This window comes from Photobacterium malacitanum (assembly GCF_900185615.1).
Classification (GTDB): Bacteria; Pseudomonadota; Gammaproteobacteria; order Enterobacterales; family Vibrionaceae; genus Photobacterium; species Photobacterium malacitanum.
Map to the genome: position 1 here is coordinate 153,505 of NZ_FYAK01000001.1, position 15,037 is coordinate 168,541.

Annotated in this window: 14 protein-coding genes; 9 read left to right on the forward strand and 5 right to left on the reverse strand. The window is 38.5% G+C overall.

Going from position 1 to position 15,037, the window contains the following annotated elements; genetic code table 11:
* Positions 1-151 precede the first annotated feature (151 nt).
* Together PMAL9190_RS00705 and PMAL9190_RS00710 are read left to right on the forward strand one after the other, a co-directional pair.
* Positions 152-1,342 carry a Bcr/CflA family multidrug efflux MFS transporter gene (locus tag PMAL9190_RS00705; RefSeq protein ID WP_087843464.1) on the forward strand — a complete coding sequence of 397 codons (1,191 nt, stop codon included), beginning with the start codon at positions 152-154 and terminating at the stop codon, positions 1,340-1,342.
* A 45-nt stretch (positions 1,343-1,387) separates the two neighbouring features.
* Positions 1,388-2,041, forward strand: a complete 654-nt coding sequence (locus tag PMAL9190_RS00710; protein ID WP_087843465.1) for a DUF2913 family protein — start codon at positions 1,388-1,390, stop codon at positions 2,039-2,041.
* Positions 2,042-2,127: 86 nt separating this feature from the next.
* Here PMAL9190_RS00710 and PMAL9190_RS00715 read toward each other — a convergent pair whose 3' ends face one another.
* A complete protein-coding gene (locus PMAL9190_RS00715; protein WP_087843466.1) occupies positions 2,128-3,288 on the reverse strand; it encodes an MFS transporter in 1,161 nt (386 codons plus the stop codon).
* A gap of 206 nt (positions 3,289-3,494) precedes the next feature.
* Between PMAL9190_RS00715 and PMAL9190_RS00720 the strand changes: the two genes are divergently transcribed.
* Both PMAL9190_RS00720 and PMAL9190_RS00725 read left to right on the forward strand, forming a co-directional pair.
* Entirely contained in the window at positions 3,495-4,271 is a 777-nt protein-coding gene (locus tag PMAL9190_RS00720; RefSeq protein WP_087843467.1) for an AraC family transcriptional regulator, read from the forward strand.
* 274 nt (positions 4,272-4,545) lie between these two features.
* Positions 4,546-5,718: a PcfJ domain-containing protein gene (locus PMAL9190_RS00725; protein WP_087843468.1), complete on the forward strand. Its 1,173-nt coding sequence runs from the start codon at positions 4,546-4,548 to the stop codon at positions 5,716-5,718.
* A 103-nt stretch (positions 5,719-5,821) separates the two neighbouring features.
* Here PMAL9190_RS00725 and PMAL9190_RS00730 read toward each other — a convergent pair whose 3' ends face one another.
* Entirely contained in the window at positions 5,822-6,496 is a 675-nt protein-coding gene (locus PMAL9190_RS00730) for a peptidoglycan DD-metalloendopeptidase family protein (protein WP_087843469.1), read from the reverse strand.
* Positions 6,497-6,519: 23 nt separating this feature from the next.
* Entirely contained in the window at positions 6,520-7,755 is a 1,236-nt protein-coding gene (locus PMAL9190_RS00735) for an MFS transporter (RefSeq protein WP_087843470.1), read from the reverse strand.
* A gap of 258 nt (positions 7,756-8,013) precedes the next feature.
* Between PMAL9190_RS00735 and PMAL9190_RS00740 the strand changes: the two genes are divergently transcribed.
* A complete protein-coding gene (locus tag PMAL9190_RS00740) occupies positions 8,014-9,489 on the forward strand; it encodes a C69 family dipeptidase (RefSeq protein WP_087843471.1) in 1,476 nt (491 codons plus the stop codon).
* A gap of 65 nt (positions 9,490-9,554) precedes the next feature.
* Here the strand turns inward: PMAL9190_RS00740 and PMAL9190_RS00745 are convergent, their stop codons facing one another.
* A complete protein-coding gene (locus PMAL9190_RS00745) occupies positions 9,555-10,127 on the reverse strand; it encodes a hypothetical protein (RefSeq protein ID WP_087843472.1) in 573 nt (190 codons plus the stop codon).
* Positions 10,128-10,328: 201 nt separating this feature from the next.
* Between PMAL9190_RS00745 and PMAL9190_RS00750 the strand changes: the two genes are divergently transcribed.
* From PMAL9190_RS00750 to PMAL9190_RS00760, 3 genes are all read left to right on the forward strand, one after another.
* Positions 10,329-10,919: a TetR/AcrR family transcriptional regulator gene (locus tag PMAL9190_RS00750; protein WP_087843473.1), complete on the forward strand. Its 591-nt coding sequence runs from the start codon at positions 10,329-10,331 to the stop codon at positions 10,917-10,919.
* A gap of 110 nt (positions 10,920-11,029) precedes the next feature.
* Positions 11,030-12,058 (forward strand): NADPH-dependent curcumin/dihydrocurcumin reductase, encoded by a 1,029-nt coding sequence (gene curA / locus PMAL9190_RS00755; RefSeq protein ID WP_087843474.1) that lies wholly within the window; start codon positions 11,030-11,032, stop codon positions 12,056-12,058.
* A 16-nt stretch (positions 12,059-12,074) separates the two neighbouring features.
* A complete protein-coding gene (locus PMAL9190_RS00760; RefSeq protein WP_087843475.1) occupies positions 12,075-12,689 on the forward strand; it encodes a glutathione S-transferase family protein in 615 nt (204 codons plus the stop codon).
* Positions 12,690-12,787: 98 nt separating this feature from the next.
* Here the strand turns inward: PMAL9190_RS00760 and PMAL9190_RS00765 are convergent, their stop codons facing one another.
* Positions 12,788-14,152, reverse strand: coding sequence for a CynX/NimT family MFS transporter (locus tag PMAL9190_RS00765; protein ID WP_087843476.1), 1,365 nt, complete (start codon positions 14,150-14,152; stop codon positions 12,788-12,790).
* Between the two features lie 96 nt (positions 14,153-14,248).
* Here PMAL9190_RS00765 and PMAL9190_RS00770 point away from each other — a divergent pair, with 96 nt between their 5' ends.
* Positions 14,249-15,031: an AraC family transcriptional regulator gene (locus PMAL9190_RS00770; protein WP_087843477.1), complete on the forward strand. Its 783-nt coding sequence runs from the start codon at positions 14,249-14,251 to the stop codon at positions 15,029-15,031.
* Positions 15,032-15,037 lie beyond the last annotated feature (6 nt).

Below are 15,037 nucleotides of genomic sequence, written 5' to 3' on the forward strand. Positions count from 1 at the left end.
ATTATTATTCTCTTATTTTAAGGTCAGTTAGAAATTTTTTATTTCCTATTAGGAAAGAATCAATACCGTTTTTTAGCGTACAATAGATTTATTGTCCCTTATATAGCAATTATATCCTGCTTATCGTTGTTATCTTATAAAAAGAATATTTATGACTCAACAAGCCTCATCTAAATTGAGTTTACAGCTCATTCTCATTCTCGGTGCAATTGCCGCTTTAACTCCTTTTGCTATCGATATGTATTTACCGGCAATGCCAAGTATTGCTAAAGACTTTCTGGTATCACCAAGTGCTGTTCAAGTAACATTAACAGCATATACCGCCGGTTTTGCCTTTGGTCAGCTCATTCATGGTCCATTAGCAGACAGTTATGGTCGTCGCCCGATGCTAATTGCGGGGACGGTGAGTTTCTTTGTATTAACTGTTTTAGGCGCGCTTAGTACCGATATTCATGAATTAACCATTATTCGAGTGGCACAAGGCTTTGCTGGTGCTGCTGCGGCGGTGATTATTGGTGCCTTAGTGCGAGATATGTTTGAACGTGAAGAGTTTTCACGAACAATGTCGTTTGTGACTTTAGTGATGACGATTGCACCGTTAATTGCACCTGTTTTAGGCGGGCATCTTTCAGTATGGTTTGGCTGGCGCGCTGTTTTTTGGGCATTAGCTATTTTTGCCGTTATTGTGCTGATCTCGATCCTATTTAAAATCAAAGAGACATTGCCAAAAGAAAAACGAATTCCATTTCATATCTCGTCAATTCTTAAAAATTACAAACGGTTATTATCAAATCCAGTTGCCTTTGGTTTAATTTGCTGCAGCGGATTTTCTTTTGCGGGTATGTTTACGTTTTTAACTGCAGGTTCATTTGTTTACATTGATATTTACGGTATTAGTGTCGAGAATTTTGGTTATTATTTTTGCTTAAACATTCTTTGTATGATCCTATTCACAAGCATTAATGGTCGATTTGTAAAGCGCAAGGGGACACATTGGATGTTGCGTTTTGGCTTGATTATTCAATTAGTCGCTGGAATATTATTACTTATAGGACAGTGGTTAGATTTAGGCTTGTGGGGCGTGGTTATTCCCGTTGCGTTATTTATTGGTACACTTTCCACTATTGGTAGTAATACCATGGCATGTTTATTATCAAGTTATCCTCAAATGGCAGGTACAGCTTCTTCTTTAGGTGGAACGTTCCGATTTGGTATTGGTTCGATTGTTGGTGGACTGGTTGCTTTAATGCCAGACAGTAATGCATGGCCAATGGCATTGACTATGGCATCATGTGCTATATTATCGGCAGGTTTTTATTGGTTCCTTGCACGCACAGCTTAGACGTTGTGTTGTGGTTTGATATTTTTGGATTGTTTGAAATAAATCATGACCATTTTTTTTAATGAAATTTACAAAGTAGTTAGTAGTGGATTAACCGCCTTACAAGAAGCGCAAGCAACAGGTAAAGCACAGAAAAACCCTGTCAGTGAAAGTATTTTTTTAAGCGCTTGGGTAACAAAAGTACTTAAACAACATAGCTTTGATCGTTGTGTCGTGAAAACACTGCAAGAATGGCAACAGCAATCACGTACGATGGGTAAAAATGCACAACTAAAACTGCATTTTTCGCGTTTAGCTGAAACGTACGCAAAAGTAACCAATGAGCAAGGTCAATCAACTGTCATTACACCGGCGGTGATGACAACGTTTTATACTGCGCTTGAACAGCAAGATTGGTTAGTAACCAATGAATATGAAGTCAACCGTAAGGTCAGCCACCATACTGATGGTAAAGCATCGTTAGTGGTTTGTTGTGCTCAGTATGCTGAAGCAATGGCTGACGGTGACGAGTTAGTTAAACCTTTATCTTTATATGTACGTGGTAATGCACAGCAATTTATTGACATTGCCTACCAACATGGAATTTTGCTATTTAAAATTACAGACTATAAATCAAAAGTTAAGTTTCATGGTGAGTATGTGATTTACCCGCATAATGCTGGTGGACATCTGCCTGAACTACCAACAGCGACGCTTTAATCGTTATTATTGATATATACATAAATGCCGTATGCGTAAACCACGCATACGGCATTTTATTGTGTAATGTATCTGGTCCGTTATAACTATATTGCGTTACCTGCTAGTGCTAACTTAGTGAACAGTTGTTTAATGATAACCAGTACTAAACAACAACCGCCACAAGTTAATAGTGTGATAGCTAAATTACCTATTGATGCGGCAAAATCTAACCCAAAACCAATAATGAGATAATAGGATAGACCTAATAAAGCACCCGCGCTGCCAAGGTGGTTTCGGTAATTGACTAAAGCGGTACTAAATAGATTCGGTAAGGTAAGACCAAAAGCGACAGAAACTAAAGCCATTGGAATAAAAAACCAAATCGTATCTTGTAATAGGTAAACCCCGATACCTGAGATAACCATCAGTATCATCGCGATAAAGACAATAATATCACCGTTCAGTTTATAGTGAATTAGCTTCATATTAATCAGTGAGCCTAATACCGAACCAATAGCTAAAACAAACCCAGTATAACCAAAGAGTTTTACACTTGCGCCCAGTTGCTCAAACATAAACGGCGCAATACTGTAGTATGAAAAGAGTGCTACGTTAGCCAATCCGATCATTAATGTTATGTACCAAATATGACTATCACGGATCATTTTATTGGCTACAGAGATCAAGCTATCACGTTTAATGTGTTCAGGTTTAGTTTCAGGTAGCTGAAGACTAGACCAGATAAATAACAGGGTGATCAGTACAATCATTGCAGCGAATACCCAAGTATAACCACCATGGGCTGTTAGCCAACTGCCGATCATCATACCGAGCACAGGGCTGATACCAACCGATGTTGCAGCAATTGAAAATAGTCGCGATAATTCAGGGCCTTCAAAGCTGTCTCTTAAAATTGTTTGAGTACATACTGAGCCAACTGCAGCACCAAATGCACACGTACCAAAGCCGTATAAAAATAGATCAAAGTTTGGCGCTAAATAAGTGGCTATCGCAGCAGTAATAAACAGTGCTAATCCTGCTAACGTTGAACGACGGCGACCAATGATATCGCATAATGTCCCCCAAAAAACGACACCTAAAGCAAAAGCTATAAAGAAGATGGATAAACCCTGAGCTGCATTTTCAGCACTAATAGCAAAATGATTTTTAATCGATGTCAATGCTGGGCTATACATGGTTTCAATAAGCTGTGGAAACATTAATAGCGCAATGGCTAACGGTGTTGATATTTTTTTTATATTCATTTTCTATATCCTGTTTATCCAGTAATTACCTCACTTCTATTGATGCTTATATTCACAACGTTAAAATTGGAATCTAATGCAATGAACAAGAGTGTCGGTGTCACTGTTATTTCAATATGGAAAATTATATAGTGTTGAAATTTGGTATAATATTAACATAGGGACGTTAAATATCACTTTAAGGACAAATTGATAAGGATAGTCAAATGGCTTACATAACAATAGATCAACAGTTTTGTGCAGATGAATATGATGGCTTAGTGATTGGACTTGCCGCTGATTTAGGTAACCATGATTCTGGAGAGCATCGGCATAATAAAGATCAGCTATTGTTCTCACATCATGGCTGTATGGTAATTACTTTAGAAGGGGTTAAGTGTGTGTTACCACCAATGAGAGCGGCATGGATCCCTGCTGGTGTGTTACATAATGCCCAAATGAACAACGTAACCCATTATCGTTCGTTGTATTTTGATCAAGTATTGCAACCACAACTTAGCCGCGCAATGAAGATCATCGATATTAATCCGTTGATGGCAGCATTACTTGAAAGAATGGCATACTGGCCATTTGATAAACCGAACCATGAGCAAATAAATACAGTTAATTTATTAATAGAGGAGCTTAATTCTGCTACTGATAGCCATCTAAACTTACCACTCCCACACGATATACGATTACAGCAATGGTTAGCTGATATTAACCATCCTGACTTTTTAGCCCCGAGTTTAGCTGAGCTGAGCCAGCTTGTTGGTGCAAGCCCAAAAACCATAACCCGTATTTTCAATCAAGAAACAGGCATGCCATACCAAAGTTGGCGTCAGCAATGGCGGTTGTTAGCTGCGATTGAATTACTTGTACAAGGGCAGCGGATCTCAGATATTTCATATCGACTTGATTTTGCTAATGACAGCGCATTTATTTATTTCTTTCGTCAAAAAACGGGATTTACACCACTTAATTTTATGATTGAACTTAAATAATAAATCTTGCATCCTAGAGCGCTATCTTAAATATAGAACGCTAAAATTAGCCAATATTGACTGATTTTTTGTGGGAACTTAACCATAAATAAACACTAAAACCGTCTGATATATTATGTAATAAAAAATTGATATGAGGTTCTCATCTTGATGGTTTTTAAGTTGAATATTCATCTTTATAAGTCATGATAATCCTATTAATTACTATAAATGATATTGTCATTATACGATTAATATAATGCTCGCTAAGGCTAACAGAATAATAAGGACGTCCATGCCTGTTTGTTGTACTCAATATAAAAATGAACATATTTCTATACCTTTGATTTTATCATTTGATGAAACATTAACGTTTTTTCCATTTGTATTAGAATTTTATGACTGGCGTGACGGTCTTGCTATGTATCGTGCTTATCCTGATGGTCATCGTGAATTACTAGAAGGAAGTTGTTCGTTTTATATAGAGCATATTGAGTCATTAGCAGGTGGTAAAGCATGGATTGACAGCATTCCAACACAGTTGGTTGATAAAGCTCGTGCATATGCTGATCTTGGTGTTTATATGCTAAAAATTGCGGCAATGAGTGATAAAGCACGTTATTTATTATCACAACGACCAATTTTGCTTTATCTAGTGTGTGAGCGTTATCCGTTAGATCATGAGCAAGTTGTATCGTTATGTGAATTAGGACAACGACAGATATTAGCCCATTTAGGGTTAGCGTCATGTCGTTCAGCTTTGCGGTTTATTGATCGTATTCAAAGTGATTTTTCTACTCGCTCGGTAGTGATCGTTATTCACCGCTTATTAGATCCACAAACGAAGCCATTTACATTGTTTCGCCATTATCAGGCTATTACTACGCTTACTTTGCAAGTCTATTTACAATGGCCAACATTGACGGGCACTAAACTAGGTTTTTATTTAATTAGCGCCTCGCAACGAGAAAGACTACAAATTAATCAAATATTGTCGGATGTATTTCAATTAGGCTACCGAGTGCTTGATGTTGATTCAGTACGACGTATTCATGCTGCGACATCATATGATGAGCTGAAACAACTACATGATCGTTGGCTTATCGCACAGCGAACAGCTAAATTTGTGCCAGATCCGAGTTGTGACAAAGAGTATGATATTCCTTTTGCTGGTAACAGTAATATTGTGCCAATTCGCAATTACCAGCAATTAGAATCTGAAGGTATTGAACAAAATCACTATGTTGCTATTTATCACCAGCGCATTATTAAAGGTGAATATTTAGTGTATAAAATGTACATGCCAGAAAGAGTCACAATTGGTTTAAAGCGGCATTATTTAGCCAATGGTAGGGCAAGTGATATTTATACCGTTGATCAAATTCAAGCGCGTAATAATCGTATGCCATCTTATGAAACATTAGAAACGGTTTATGGTTGGTTAGACAGTGTTAAAATGGTTCGCTAATACCGTATGAGTAAAACACAATAAACGCAAAGTGAGCAGAGCTTCGTTACCTTTGACTTGAAAGTATATAAGATGCTCACTTTTTCTGTTGTTAAGAATATCTTTAATCAAGATCGCTACGTTTTAGGATCAGATTTGGGTTTGGGCAGTTATTACGGTAGAACGCAAGCTCGTCAGGATCGACAACACCAATATAATCATCTTTATTTGTTCCCATATCCTCAATGATCTGTAAGTGTAGGTGAGGGGCCCAACCGCCATTTTCTGCTGTTGTGCCCACTGCAGTAAATTGTTCTCCAGCGGTAATAATATCGCCGATGTTTAATGTGGCATGTGCCGCTTGATGTAAGTGACCATATAGAGTGAAAAAAGTCATTCCTTCAAGCTGATGACGTAAAATAATCGTTGGGCCATAATCCCCGTCACCTTGATGATTAGCAATGCTATGTACTGTACCGTTGAGCGGTGCAAAGACTGGCGTGAGCGCTGCAACACCCAAATCGATACCCATATGAACGGTACGATTTTGACTGTCACTAAAGTTAGCTTTATCTTGATAAATCAGACGCTGTTCTGCGTAACGGCCAATCACAATTTCAGCATCAATAGCTGTGGCTTGGCGGACTATTTCATCGGCAAAGCTGTGCTCTGCGGTGACATTTTTCCAAAGTTCACTACTTGGTGAAAGATCGACGATTAATCCGCAGCCAAATTGGAGTGCTGGTGGAATAACGGGATGAAAACAATGTGCAGCAAGTGTGCGAGCTAATGATGTCATCAGCAATGTCCTTGTTAAAGATATTAATAAACAGCAACAGTCACTGTCGCTTTTTTACGTGGCACTAAAATCATTGCAATTAAATACCCGATAGCGGCAATTGCTGTTGGTAGAATTAAATCAATGTTTACAAATACACTGGTTAAATAACCACTTAATGTCCAGGCTAAACCTACCATTGCACTAGACAGTGCCATGACCCACCCTTGATCGGCCTCACTGGCTCTATCTGATAATGCTGTAATGTAAAACGGAAATGAAATCGCAACCATCACCGCAGTAAATATCATCGCTGCAATATGGGTATTTGGTGTTGGTGTGATAGCTAAAAGAACCATACCCATTGCTGCAAAAAGTGTGGTGATACGTAAGGCCGTATGCACATTAATACGCGTGAGAATAATGCGTGGAAGCAGTAATAATGAGCTGATCATAACCACACCAATTGCCATCATGAAATATTGGTAGAAGCTACTTTCAACGCTAATATTCCATTTTTGTGGAAAAATAAACGCAATGTTTTGAAAGTATAAACTCCAACTAAATTGGCAAATAAACACAATCGCTAAGCAAGGTAATAAACCGGCTTGGCTGCGCTTTAATGGTGCGATAAAAGAAAGAGGGTTCTCATTATTTAACGACATTTGAGCCGGCAATCGCACTAAATTCAATAAGATGAGACAAACAATAGCAATAATTAAGCAGGCATAAAATGGAGCTTGAGTACCATAGGTTGCTGATAGTTTACTGCCTAGTGCTGGGCCAAATGACATTGCAGCTGTCATAACAACAGCGACTAAACTCATTAAGGTTGCTTTAGTTTTTCCTTGGCTATTATCAGCCAAAATAGCTTGTGCAATCGGCTGACTTGCAGAGCCGAGGCTATTGATCATATTGCCTGCAAATAATAATGCAATTGAACCGACAGCAATGGCATAGATGGGCATAGCAAAGCCAATTGCAGCAATAATTAAACACAATACCATTGTCGATTTGCGGCTAAAACTGTCGGCAAAACGGGCAATTAATGGCGTAAAAAACATCGAGATAAAAGGGGCCGCCGACATTACAGTGCCAAACAAGGTTCGTCGTTGTTCAATTGGCATATTTTGTGCGATGGCGATTGAGTGATCGGTTAAAAATAAGCTGACATATGCTGGGATCGTAATAAAAAAACCAGCAGATCCGAGAAAAATAATGCAATAGAGCGTCAATAATGTGATTGGTTTTAACGCCAAAGGTTGGCTTGAAGTTGGCATGTTTGGTGCGATTCCAGCGGACGATAATAATCGACTATTTTAATCGGGTATTATGCTGAATCAAGCAATTACGCTATTTATATTGACAGTAATAGTTAAAGTAATCTTTTAGCACGTGATCTTGTGAGCAAATAACAATGAAATGTATGTTTATAATGCATATGTGTATAGAATGCTGACGTTTAAAAAAATAAATATAAATTTATTTAATGTTATGTTTTGGTGTTTGTTGGTTGCGTGTAATTAAAGAGAGAATTAATGAATATTACTATTGCATTCAGTTTAGTCGTTATTACGCTTATATCGATGTTGAGCCTAACTGCTGAAGCGAATACTGGCTTAATCATTGGTAAAAAAGCCACAGTAGATGGCAGCATTATTATTGCTAGAAATGAAGATTATGAAGTCAACAACTGGAATAAGTATCAGGTCTATCGGCCGAAAGTGACAACGACAACGAAGCAATGGTTATTAGGTAATGGATTAGTGGTGCCAATGCCGCCTAACTTATACGCTTATTCAGCGATGCCTGATTGGAATGCCGACACATTAGCGCATCAAGGGAAATATTTTGAAGAACGTGGCATTAACCAATTTAATGTTGCGGTATCTGCCACAACAAGCGTTGATATTAATCAACAGGCTTTAGCTGCAGATCCATTAGTTAAAAATGGTGTGGTTGAGGCGATTATTCCAACGCTTATTTTGCCGCAAGCTAAAACGGCAAAACAAGGAGTAGAGCTGTTAGGACGTTATATTGAACAATACGGCGCAGGTGAGGGAAATAGCTTATATATTGCTGATATTAATCAAGCATGGCTAATGGAAATAGGCTCTGGTCATCATTGGATTGCAGTTAAAGTACCCGATGATAGTTATGCTATGTTGGCAAATGGCTTACGTATTCATGGGATTAATTTACATTCAAAAAATGTGTTACATTCAAAAGGATTATTTGAATTTGTTCTGCAACATAAATTATTGGCGCACCCTCAGCAAGCTGATTTTAATTTTGCTAAAGCCTTTGGAGTTATCGGCGATACTGCCAATGTCGATCGTGAATGGCTTGGTCAACAAATATTATCACGCTCAGTTGGACAACAAGTACGGCAGCTGCAATATCCATTATTTATGAAACCGGATACAAAAATCAGCCTTAGTAACGTTGTGAGTGTATTGAGTGCAACGTATGAAAATACCGCATTAGCTCATTCAGGTGATCGTCCTATTCGTGTTGATCGCCAAATAGAATCGCATATTATTCAGTTAAGACCCAATATGCCAGCTCCTTTTCAAGGGGTGATTTGGCAAAGCTACGGTATATTGTCTGAATCAATTTTAATTCCTCTCTACGCAACACTGCATGATTTTCCTCCAGCATATAAGACCGGGACAGATGAGTATTCAGATGACTCTGCTTATTGGCAATTTAGAAGCCTAACAACGCTCGCCACCACGCATCCTATAAAGTATTTATCATTTATTAATAACAATTGGCAACGTGCGCAGCATAAGATTTATCAAACCTTTGCTAATACTGATAAACGTTTAATTAGCCTTTATCAACAAGATCCAACTGCCGCGGTTAAAGCATCAACAGAGTATTCAACAAGGCAGTTAAATCAAATGTTAATGTTAGCTAAAAAAATGCGCTATAGGATCATGACAGATTTAACCAAGAGTACAGAAAATGGTTATTCAAGTTCTAACTATATGAGTATTATAAGTATTTAAATACAATAACGCCTTGTAGGTAAATGATTCACTACAAGGCGCTATTTTAGGTAATAAGTAAACAATTACTGGTTAAGTGTAATTTCAGTCTCTAAATCTTTTAATGCCATTTTTTGAATGTTAATACCAAACATCATCATGATAAGACACCAGTTTAGGTAAGGTAACTTACCTGCACGCAAACTGTCATTGACGTTTTCTGGTTTCCAATTAAATAATGCAGAGATATTTTCAGTTGTCATTTCTGCAAATAAACCACTGTCGATCAATTTAGCGAATTGGTCGCTTGTTGGACATACAAACGTATTTTGACTACCAAATGCAGAAGGCTTAAATAAACGCAATACACGTTTAATTTCATCAACTTCAATCACTTTACCATTGGTTGCGATGTTAGGTCGGCCAATCAATGCGGCAATAAAACACCAGCAAGGGTAAGGAATTGAAGAAACATCTAATGGTTCTTTTTTATATTTAGCTGTCCAGTTACAGATGTTTTTTTCTTGCAGGCCCGTTGCTAATGTAAGTTGCTTGGCATCATAACCATTATCTTTCAATAAGTTGATTGCTTCTGCAACCTCAGAAACCAGAGGCTTGCTCCACGTTGCAAAAGGGGTAAAGACATTTTCTCTAATCAAAACGATATTCCAATTGACAGTGTAATTCGAGTACTTTGCTAATGATGCTGATCATACGTGTTCGGCGCTATATGTCTATTAATATCCGCTGTTATAAATAAGATAGAAATTAGGCTTTGGTAATAAGTAATAACGGTAGAATCAAAATAATGTTAACAAAAAGTCTAGACGACTGGTCTAGTCGAGTTTATAGTTGAGCTCATGAATACAAAAACACACGATACACGTCAGCATATTCTTAATATTGGTTACCAACTTGTGGTTGCTAAGGGATTTACAAATGTTGGCTTGTCAGAATTATTAAAAACAGCAGCGGTACCAAAAGGTTCTTTTTATCATTATTTTAAATCGAAAGAGCAATTTGGTGAGGCGTTAATTCAAGGTTACTTTGAATCTTACCTTGAGCATGTCGCTGCGATTTTAATCCAAGGCAAGGGTAATGGTTTTGAACGTTTAACTGACTATTTTTCACGCTGGTTAGAGGTTGATAATGGTAGCTGCAACGTCAATAAATGCGTGGTTGTTAAACTAAGTGCTGAAGTATCAGATCTTTCTGAACCAATGCGAGAAGCATTAAAAATTGGGGCTTATAGCATTGTTAACTTAATTGCACAGTGCATTGAAGACGGTATAAAAGATGGCTCGATCACTGTAAAAGATAGCCAATTAACGGCACAAACATTGTATCAATTATGGCTTGGAGCCAGCTTATTTTATAAGTTGAGTCAAGATTTGCAGGTATTACAGCAAGCGCTAGCGACAACTAAAGCTCAACTACGTCCTGAGATTTAAAGAGTTTAATGATAATTATCCCGTTTTAGAACAACGGGATTTTTTATAATCCAGCACTAGACGACTGGTCTATTGCTTGTTTTGAAAATGAAAATGAAAAGGAAAGCTCAATGACAAACGTAAATCGTAAAATCGTATTAGCTTCTCGCCCTGTAGGTGCCCCTGTGGCAGAGGATTTTTGTTTACAACAAACTGCTGTACCAACGATAACGGAAGGGGAGGTTTTACTGCGTAGTGTGTATCTATCTTTAGATCCATATATGCGTGGCCGTATGAGCGATGCTAAATCCTATGCAGAACCTGTTGCTTTGGGTGAGGTGATGGTTGGCGGTACGGTATGTCAAGTTGAGCAGTCAAATCATGCTGATTACCAAAAAGGTGAATGGGTATTATCTTATTCAGGCTGGCAGGATTATGCTATTTCCAATGGTGAAGGATTACTTAAATTAGGCATGCATCCAACACATCCATCTTATGCATTGGGTGTGATGGGGATGCCTGGTTTTACCGCTTATATGGGGTTACTTGATATAGGTAAACCACAACAAGGTGATACGATTGTTGTTGCTGCAGCCACAGGTGCTGTTGGTTCTATGGTTGGCCAAATTGGTAAAATCAAAGGTTGCCGTGTCGTTGGTGTTGCTGGTGGCGAACAGAAATGTCGTTATGCCAAAGAGGTGTTAGGTTTTGATGATTGTATTGATCATAAAGCAGAGGATTTTGCTGAGAAATTAGCAAAGGCGTGTGAGCAAGGGATTGATATTTATTATGAAAATGTGGGGGGTAAAGTGTTTGATGCGGTGTTGCCATTATTAAATACCGGCGCGCGTATTCCATTATGTGGATTGATTTCTCAATATAATGCCACTGAATTACCGCAAGGCCCTGATCGTATGTCGATGTTAATGGGAACACTATTGGTTAAACGCATTAAAATGCAAGGTTTCATTATCTTTGATGATTATGCTGATCGCTATGATGAATTCGCTGCAGATATGAGCCAGTGGTTGGCTGAAGGTAAAATTCATTATCGTGAAGATTTAGTGCAAGGATTAGAAAACGCACCACAAGCATTTATTGGCTTATTAGAGGGTAAGAATTTCGGCAAGCGAGTTATTCAAACTAATTCAGCGCAATAATAAGGCAGATTATATTATGATCACATTGCATCACTTAAATAAGTCACGTTCAAAGCGCATCATTTGGTTATTAGAAGAGCTAGGGATGGAATATGAAGTAAAGCCGTATCTTCGTGATAGTGTTACTTTTTTAGCTCCCCCAGAATTGAAGGCTATTCATCCGTTAGGAAAATCTCCCGTTATTGAAGATAATGGGATAGTGATTGCTGAATCGGGAGCAATCACGGAATACTTGATTCAAACCTATGGTGCTCATCTCGCTCCTAAGTCGGGAACTGCGGCTTATATTGAATATTTACAATGGTTACACTTTGCTGAAAGCTCGGCAATTTTACCGTTATTATTAAAGATGTTTGTTGCTAAAGATGGCGCAAAAACCAACTTCTTAGAAGGTTATGCTGACGGCGAAGCTGAAAAAGTGATCGGCTATTTTGAACAGCGTCTTGAAGGTAAAACCTATTTAGTTGAAGAACGACTCACTGGCGCGGATATCATGATGTCGTTTATTACTGAAATACTGCAAAATAACGGCATGATAGAGCACTATCCTAACATTCAACGTTATCAAGCGCAGTTAGCTACCCATGATAAGTTTGGTAAAGCAGATCAGGTTGAGCAGCAATTTGATTAAAGTAAACGACTATTAGATAAAGATCACTTTGAGTGATCTTTTTTGAATGTTAAAAATCGCTAACAGCTGTGTGCTGATAGCGATCTATTACTGTAAGATTACTGTTTATTTTCAAGCGTGTTTTTCAGTTGGTCACGCTCTTTAGTAATACGATGTAATTCTGCTTTTAGTTGTGCAATTTCAGCATGAACATCTGTATGTGGATGAGATTTAACTTGCTGTTCTGTATCATCAATAATGATATCTTTGCCGCTCTTAGTACGAACAATAACATGTGAACGACCTGCAAATAACGCTAACAATGCCCATACAATACATACACCTGCAGTCATAAGTAGTGGTGTGTGCCAGCTACCTGTCATTTCATGTAATGAACCAAAAATGATAGGACCCGTTGCTGCAAGTAGGTAACCCATACATTGCGCCATACCTGATAGCGCTGCAGCTTGATGTGCGTCATGAGTACGAATACCGACGAACGATAGACCAAGAATAAAACCACCACCACAACTGAAACCAAAAGCAATAACCCATACAATTGCGTGCTCTGGCATAAATAGTAGGCCAAGGATACCGATGAATGACAGTATCGCCATTGCCACACTCATACCACGCTTATCTTTCATTTTTGCCATTAGTGGAATAAGTACTAACGCTGGAATGGCTGTTGATAGTTGAAGAATACCGTGAATATAACCTGCTTGGTTTTCTGTGTAACCATTATCAATTAGGATACTAGGTAACCAGCTGATAAAGATGTACATAATAAATGAGTTAAGACCAAGGAAAATTGTTACCTGCCAAGCTGCAGCTGAACGCCATAAGTAACTATGGCTATCAATATCAGCAGTATCAGCTGATGGACGAGTGTGACCGCTTAACTGTGGTAACCATACTAATATAGACAGAGCTGGGAAGATAATCACGCCAGCAAGTGAGAATGCCCAGTTTGGAATAGCTGTAATATGAAGTTTTTCTGCTAAATTAAACAAAGGAATAGCAGAACTAGAGCTTACTGTTGAACCAATACCCATAACAAGCACATAAACAGCTGTTAATGTTGGCACTTGAGTTGGAAAGTCTCTTTTAAGTAAACTTGGTAGTAATACGTTACCAATAGCAATACCGACACCAATAATACAGGTACCTAAGAACAGCATAGTGGTTGAGCCAGAAGAGCGAACGACAATACCTGCTGCAACGAGTACCAGAGCCAGCATCAGTGAGGGTTCAAGTCCCATCTTTCTTGCTAGGCCAGAAGATATTGGTGAGAAAATGGCAAAGGCTAGCAAAGGTAATGTGGTAAGCATACCGGCTTGTGTTGCTGATAAGCCAAGATCATGAGAGATAAAGTCTAGGATTGGACCTAAACCTGTGATAGGTGCACGAAGGTTACTTGCAATGAGCAAGATACCTGCGATCACCAGCGCTGGATGCGCAATCTTACGTACGTTGTGTGACATATCAGTCTCCTATAAAAGCGTTGGAATAATAATAGGCTTTACTTTTATTTCTGTATTCGGGTATATTGACAATTCATATCTAAAAACGGACATAACATGAATTTTAAAACCAGTTTTATGGAATTTGATACCGATCTCTACCCACAAAAGGTACTGGCATTACGTATTGCTGGTGTTGAAAAGGATGAGGAAGTACCATTTCATCAACATCATAAAGGTCAATTAGTGATGCCTTTGACAGGCTTTGCGAAGTGTCATATTAATGATGCTGTTTGGATGGTACCTGCACATTGCGCAGTATGGATACCGAGCCAAGTTCCTCACAGTAATCGTATTTCGCCTGATGCAGATGTATGTATGCTATTTGTTGATCAAGATATTATTGGTATGCCAAATAAAGCTTGCACCCTTTCTATTTCGCCTTTACTACGTGAGTTAATTGTACGCCTTGCGCAAGAAGAGCAGGATTACGATAAAGAAGGGCCAGTAGCACGTTTAGTCGACGTATTAGTGGATGAGTTAATATCAATGCCGACAGAGCATTTTGATTTTCCGATTCCAGCAGAACATCGTTTAAATCAAATTGCGAAACGACTATTGGCAAATCCTGGTGATAGAAATACGGTTGGTGAGTGGGCGACGCAGTTTGCAATGAGTGAGCGAACATTAGCCCGTCTAGTTAAGCAGGAGATAGGCTTAACATTTGGTCGTTGGCGTGGTCAGTTACATATTGTGGTTGCCCTTCAAAAACTATCAATGGGTGAGTCAGTTCAACGCGTAGCAGAAGACTTAGGCTATGAGTCTGTCAGCGCGTTTATTTTGTTTTTTAAAAAAACCTTAGGACGACCACCAAAGCAATATATGAAAGAGCGAGAATAAAACAGC

Coding starts and splice junctions, on each gene's coding strand:
- PMAL9190_RS00705 (WP_087843464.1), top strand. CDS start 152: ATGACTCAACAAGCCTCATCTAAATTGAGTTTACAGCTCATTCTCATT.
- PMAL9190_RS00710 (WP_087843465.1), top strand. CDS start 1,388: ATGACCATTTTTTTTAATGAAATTTACAAAGTAGTTAGTAGTGGATTA.
- PMAL9190_RS00715 (WP_087843466.1), bottom strand. CDS start 3,288: ATGAATATAAAAAAAATATCAACACCGTTAGCCATTGCGCTATTAATG.
- PMAL9190_RS00720 (WP_087843467.1), top strand. CDS start 3,495: ATGGCTTACATAACAATAGATCAACAGTTTTGTGCAGATGAATATGAT.
- PMAL9190_RS00725 (WP_087843468.1), top strand. CDS start 4,546: ATGCCTGTTTGTTGTACTCAATATAAAAATGAACATATTTCTATACCT.
- PMAL9190_RS00730 (WP_087843469.1), bottom strand. CDS start 6,496: ATGACATCATTAGCTCGCACACTTGCTGCACATTGTTTTCATCCCGTT.
- PMAL9190_RS00735 (WP_087843470.1), bottom strand. CDS start 7,755: ATGCCAACTTCAAGCCAACCTTTGGCGTTAAAACCAATCACATTATTG.
- PMAL9190_RS00740 (WP_087843471.1), top strand. CDS start 8,014: ATGAATATTACTATTGCATTCAGTTTAGTCGTTATTACGCTTATATCG.
- PMAL9190_RS00750 (WP_087843473.1), top strand. CDS start 10,329: ATGAATACAAAAACACACGATACACGTCAGCATATTCTTAATATTGGT.
- curA (WP_087843474.1), top strand. CDS start 11,030: ATGACAAACGTAAATCGTAAAATCGTATTAGCTTCTCGCCCTGTAGGT.
- PMAL9190_RS00760 (WP_087843475.1), top strand. CDS start 12,075: ATGATCACATTGCATCACTTAAATAAGTCACGTTCAAAGCGCATCATT.
- PMAL9190_RS00765 (WP_087843476.1), bottom strand. CDS start 14,152: ATGTCACACAACGTACGTAAGATTGCGCATCCAGCGCTGGTGATCGCA.
- PMAL9190_RS00770 (WP_087843477.1), top strand. CDS start 14,249: ATGAATTTTAAAACCAGTTTTATGGAATTTGATACCGATCTCTACCCA.